Annotated in this window: 5 protein-coding genes, 4 tRNA genes and 1 rRNA gene; 2 read left to right on the forward strand and 8 right to left on the reverse strand. The window is 49.5% G+C overall.

Features of this window, described 5'->3' with window-relative positions; translation table 11 throughout:
• The 5 genes from DFO56_RS24410 to DFO56_RS24430 all read right to left on the reverse strand — a co-directional run.
• Window positions 1-176: GTP-binding protein (locus DFO56_RS24410; protein WP_016831079.1), on the reverse strand; the 176-nt coding region annotated here is incomplete at its 3' end.
• 113 nt (window positions 177-289) lie between these two features.
• Window positions 290-365 (reverse strand) — tRNA-Thr (locus DFO56_RS24415).
• A gap of 6 nt (window positions 366-371) precedes the next feature.
• Window positions 372-446 (reverse strand) — tRNA-Gly (locus DFO56_RS24420).
• Window positions 447-558: 112 nt separating this feature from the next.
• Window positions 559-643: transfer RNA gene (locus DFO56_RS24425), tRNA-Tyr, on the reverse strand.
• A gap of 8 nt (window positions 644-651) precedes the next feature.
• A tRNA-Thr gene (locus DFO56_RS24430) sits at window positions 652-727 on the reverse strand.
• 333 nt (window positions 728-1060) lie between these two features.
• On the opposite strand from DFO56_RS24430, the gene DFO56_RS24435 reads away from it, so the two are divergent.
• Together DFO56_RS24435 and coaA are read left to right on the forward strand one after the other, a co-directional pair.
• Window positions 1061-1609, forward strand: a complete 549-nt coding sequence (locus DFO56_RS24435) for a GNAT family N-acetyltransferase (RefSeq protein WP_020456056.1) — start codon at window positions 1061-1063, stop codon at window positions 1607-1609.
• Between the two features lie 203 nt (window positions 1610-1812).
• Window positions 1813-2763: a type I pantothenate kinase gene (coaA, locus tag DFO56_RS24440; protein ID WP_017460033.1), complete on the forward strand. Its 951-nt coding sequence runs from the start codon at window positions 1813-1815 to the stop codon at window positions 2761-2763.
• 31 nt (window positions 2764-2794) lie between these two features.
• On the opposite strand, the gene birA is transcribed toward coaA, so the two are convergent.
• The 3 genes from birA to rrf all read right to left on the reverse strand — a co-directional run.
• Entirely contained in the window at window positions 2795-3757 is a 963-nt protein-coding gene (gene birA, locus DFO56_RS24445; RefSeq protein WP_045514745.1) for a bifunctional biotin--[acetyl-CoA-carboxylase] ligase/biotin operon repressor BirA, read from the reverse strand.
• Complete coding sequence (gene murB, locus DFO56_RS24450) at window positions 3754-4782, reverse strand: UDP-N-acetylmuramate dehydrogenase (RefSeq protein ID WP_045514743.1); 1029 nt, start codon at window positions 4780-4782, stop codon at window positions 3754-3756. The genes birA and murB overlap by 4 nt, the downstream gene beginning before the upstream one ends.
• A gap of 124 nt (window positions 4783-4906) precedes the next feature.
• A 5S ribosomal RNA gene (gene rrf / locus DFO56_RS24455) occupies window positions 4907-4995 on the reverse strand; the annotation flags it as partial.

Raw genomic sequence — 4995 nt, forward strand, 5'->3', positions numbered from 1 at the left:
CGAGCTTTTTCTTCCGGCGCGTTATCGATCTGGTCGAATGCGCGAGCAGAACCACCGTAGGTTTTAGCCAGAACGGTAGTGATTGCAGCAGTCAGCGTTGTTTTACCATGGTCAACGTGGCCGATAGTACCGACGTTAACGTGCGGTTTTGTACGTTCAAACTTTTCTTTAGACATCGATTGTCCCTCTAAGACACGGATAAATCGGTGATATCACCACATCAACCAGGCAACATGCCCGACTCGTTGAATGCTAATAACAGAAGAGAAACCAGGGAGGAGAAGTGAAGTGGTGCTGATACCCAGAGTCGAACTGGGGACCTCACCCTTACCAAGGGTGCGCTCTACCAACTGAGCCATATCAGCACGTCTTGGAGCGGGCAGCGGGAATCGAACCCGCATCATCAGCTTGGAAGGCTGAGGTAATAGCCATTATACGATGCCCGCATCCTGAAACTCGGCTACCCAGTACTTTCTGTATTATCGGGAGAAGACACTCTCCCAAAGAGCTGATTCACTACTGACACCAACTCAGGTTACGTTTTTGCGTAACCGAAAATGGTGGTGGGGGAAGGATTCGAACCTTCGAAGTCTGTGACGGCAGATTTACAGTCTGCTCCCTTTGGCCGCTCGGGAACCCCACCGGACTTGATGGTGCCGACTACCGGAATCGAACTGGTGACCTACTGATTACAAGTCAGTTGCTCTACCTACTGAGCTAAGTCGGCATCAAGTAGCGCGCATTCTAGGGAGACAGAGGGATTGATGCAACTAAAAAATTGCACAAAACGTTCTATCGCTCACATTTTGCGCGACAAGCCGAAGAAATGCTGTAATTTCATGCAACACCGTGGAAAAAACCACCATTTTTCATGATTCATTCCCATCTATTCTCTCGCCACCCTTCTCTGCTCAATACTGGGCAGACCTTTGCCAGTGCAGTTGCGTTATCGTGGTGCAAATAAAAACTCGCTCAACGCCGATTCCTCAGCGCTAGGGTGGGATCGTGAAGTGGATCACTAATTGCATCTCCGCTATCACACCCCAGCGGAGGCGTCATCATGAAGATTGTTTTGTTAAATGCAGCCACCTTGCCGGTCTATTGCCCGGAACTTGCTCAATTGCTACTGGACGCATTGCACAGCGGCGCATCCGTGGGGTATCAACGTTCGATCAGCCAACAGGAAGCTGAAAGTAGCTTTTACCGTTTACGCAGTGAACTGGAAAAAGGCGAGCGACTCATCTGGATTGCGCGGGATGAACAGGGCGTTTCGGGCAGCGTCAGTTTACAACTCAACATGCAACCTGAAGCCCTTAACCGGGGACATATCAAACTTCTGCTGGTACATCGCCGCGCCCGCCGCACAGGTGTTGGCAAGAGACTCATTGCTGAACTTGAGAGAGTAGCATGTGCTCGCCAGCGCGGTTTGCTATCGCTTGAAGTGCTGGCGGGTTCTGCCGGAGAAGCGTTCTATCGCTCACAGGGATACCGCTGCCTTGGTGAAGTGCCTGATTTTCTCTGCTCTGCAGATGGTTATTACCACCCGGCAGCCATTTATTTTAAACGCTTATTTGCTGTAAATCAGATGGTTCGTTCTATTGCCAGCTAAAGTGAAGCGCGTGATGCTTTCTACTGAAAGCATCACCTCAACGCGATTTTTCATATTATTCCCTGTCATCTGGTGTTAACCTCCTGCCCATTGATCCCACTTATTTCAATAACGTCGTGCCATAGCATTATCTATAGAGTCTCTCTCTTACTGCGCGCAGGAAGCCAACGCAGCGAGTGATAATGGCAGGCTAATAAAAGCTTATGAGTAAAAAAGAGCAAACGTTAATGACGCCTTACTTACAGTTTAATCGCAGCCAGTGGGCTGCGCTTCGCGATTCTGTCCCTATGACCTTAACCGAAGGCGAGATCGCGAGATTAAAAGGCATTAATGAAGACCTTTCTTTGGAAGAAGTTGCGGAAATATATCTTCCACTTTCCCGTTTACTCAATTTCTACATCAGTTCGAACTTACGCCGTCAGGCCGTTCTTGAACAATTTCTCGGCACTAACGGGCAGCGTATTCCTTATATCATCAGCATTGCGGGTAGCGTTGCCGTGGGCAAAAGCACCACCGCTCGCGTCTTGCAGGCACTACTGAGCCGCTGGCCAGAGCATCGCCGCGTTGAACTCATTACGACCGATGGTTTTTTGCACCCAAACCAGGTGCTGAAAGACCGCGGCTTGATGAAGAAAAAAGGGTTTCCGCAATCTTATGATATGCACCGTCTTGTGCAGTTTGTTTCAGATATTAAATCGGGCGTGACTAACATCACCGCGCCGGTTTATTCACATCTTATTTATGATGTGATCCCCGATGGGGATAAAACGATCTCGCAACCGGATATTTTAATTCTCGAAGGGTTAAATGTTTTACAAAGCGGGATGGATTATCCACACGATCCACATCATGTGTTTGTTTCCGACTTTGTTGATTTCTCGATTTATGTGGATGCGCCAGAAGATCTATTGCAAACCTGGTATATCAACCGTTTCCTGAAGTTCCGGGAAGGGGCATTTACCAATCCGGACTCTTATTTCCACAACTATGCCAAATTATCGGAAGCCGAAGCGATTGAGATTGCTATGTCATTGTGGAAAGAAATTAACGGCCTAAATCTTAAAGAAAACATCCTGCCAACCCGCGAGCGCGCAAGCCTGATAATGACAAAAAGCGCCAACCATGCCGTGGAACAAGTACGACTACGCAAATAAATAAAAAGGGAGCATGAATGCTCCCTTTTTATTATTCCGCGCTACGAAGCGATATTTCTCCACCCACCCAGGGTTTAATAACGCCGTCCTGCTCAAGTAGCAAAGCACCTTGTGAATCAATCCCGCGGGAAATGCCAAAGATCTCTTTTTCACCAATAATCAACTTCACAGGACGATTAATGAAATTATCCAGCACTTCCCAGCGAGAGAGGAAAGGCGTTAACCCCTCTTGTTCAAATTGCTGTAAGGCAGTGCGAAGTTCAATGATCAAGCGTGACGCCAGTTGGTTACGATCAATGCGCACACCAGCCTCCTGCAGATTAATCCAGCTCTGACTGATATCTTCTGCCTGTGTTTTTCGCATTACAAGATTAACGCCAGCGCCAATGACAATTTGTGCCGCATCGCCGGTTTTCCCCGTTAATTCGACGAGGATCCCCGCGAGTTTACGATCCTGTAGATAAAGATCATTTGGCCATTTGACGCGAACTTGCTCAGCGCCTAAATCGCGCAACACCTCGGCCATAACGATCCCAATGACCAGGCTCAGACCAATTGCAGCCGCCGGCCCCTGCTCAAGCCGCCAGTACATGGAAATATAGAGGTTGGCACCAAACGGAGATACCCATTTGCGCCCACGCCGCCCACGACCAGCCTGTTGATATTCGGCAACACAGGCGTCACCGGAGCGTAAGTCACTTAAGCGATCCAACAGGTACTGGTTGGTTGAATCGATCACAGGTAGCACCGCAACAGAACCCTGCGCGACCTGGCTACTGATAAGGGCTTCATCCAGTAGCTGAATAGGTTCTGGCAAGCTATAGCCTTTTCCCGGCACGGTGAAAACATCTATACCCCAGTCACGTAGCGTCTGGATATGTTTGTTGATAGCAGCACGGCTCATGCCTAAACGCTCACCAAGCTGCTCGCCAGAATGGAATTCGCCATCCGCCAGAATCGAAATCAGCGTTAATGGAACGGTATTGTCTTTCACGCAATAGCCTCCACCGCATTCACCTCGCCAGAAGCTCCTATAAAGCGCACTTCCGGTTCCAGCCAGATATCAAATTTATCGCCTACACTTTGCCGAACAAAATGTGCAAGACGCACCACATCTCCGCTCGTTGCGTGCCCGGTGTTAATCAACACTAAAGCTTGTAAGTGATGGACCGCAGCGCCCCCTAATGAGGTTCCTTTCAACTGGCATTGATCGATCAACCAGCCTGCGGCCAGCTTCACTGAACCATCTTCCTGTGGGTAATGCGGAGCATGAGGAAAACGTGCGAGCAGTATGCGAGCTTGCTCAGCCGTGATCACCGGGTTTTTGAAGAAGCTACCCGCATTCCCGTTCACTTTAGGATCCGGCAACTTGCTGGTACGCATCTGGCAAACGGAATCGAAAACTTGTTGAGGCGTTACAGTCGCGGGATCCAGACGGGTTAAATCACCGTAGGTCAGTACAGGCTGCCAGGATTTTGCCAAACGCAGCCCAACAGCAGTAATCGCGTAACGGTCCTGATATTCATGCTTAAAGATACTGTCACGGTAGCCAAAGCGGCAGGCCTCTGCAGATAAACGCTGCGACTCACCGCTACTGAGCTCCATGCAATCTACATAACTGCAGACACGTTGTAACTCAACGCCATAGGCACCAATGTTCTGGATAGGAGAGGAGCCCACACAGCCAGGAATTAATGCCAGATTTTCCAGTCCCGGCATGCCTTGCTCGAGTGTGCACCGTACAAGATTATGCCAGTTCTCTCCCGCACCGACATGCAAAAGCCATGCGTCCGCCTCTTCGTGAACGTCAATTCCTTTAATACGATTGATAATGACCGTGCCGACAAAGTCTTCCAGAAACAATACGTTACTTCCTTCGCCAAGGATCAATACGGGCTGCTGGCTTTGTACTGCAGACTGCCAGGCATTGAGTAGTTGCTGCGTACTTTCGACACAAACAATTTGGTGAGCCTGGCGATCAATACCAAAGGTATTCCAGGGCTTAAGGGAGAGATTCATTAGCGCTATCCTGATGCAAAAACACGGCTAGTTTACCGCATCCGCAGGATGAGCGCTTGTGCTGTTTCGCAGCGTAAAAACGCAAAAAGGCCATCCGTCAGGATGGCCTCTTCACTTGTTTGATGCCTGGCAGTTCCCTACTCTCGCATGGGGAGACCCCACACTACCATCGGTGCTACGGCGTTTCACTTCTGAGTTCGGCATGGGGTCAGG

This window comes from Kosakonia sp. AG348 (assembly GCF_003337365.1).
GTDB lineage: Bacteria > Pseudomonadota > Gammaproteobacteria > Enterobacterales > Enterobacteriaceae > Kosakonia.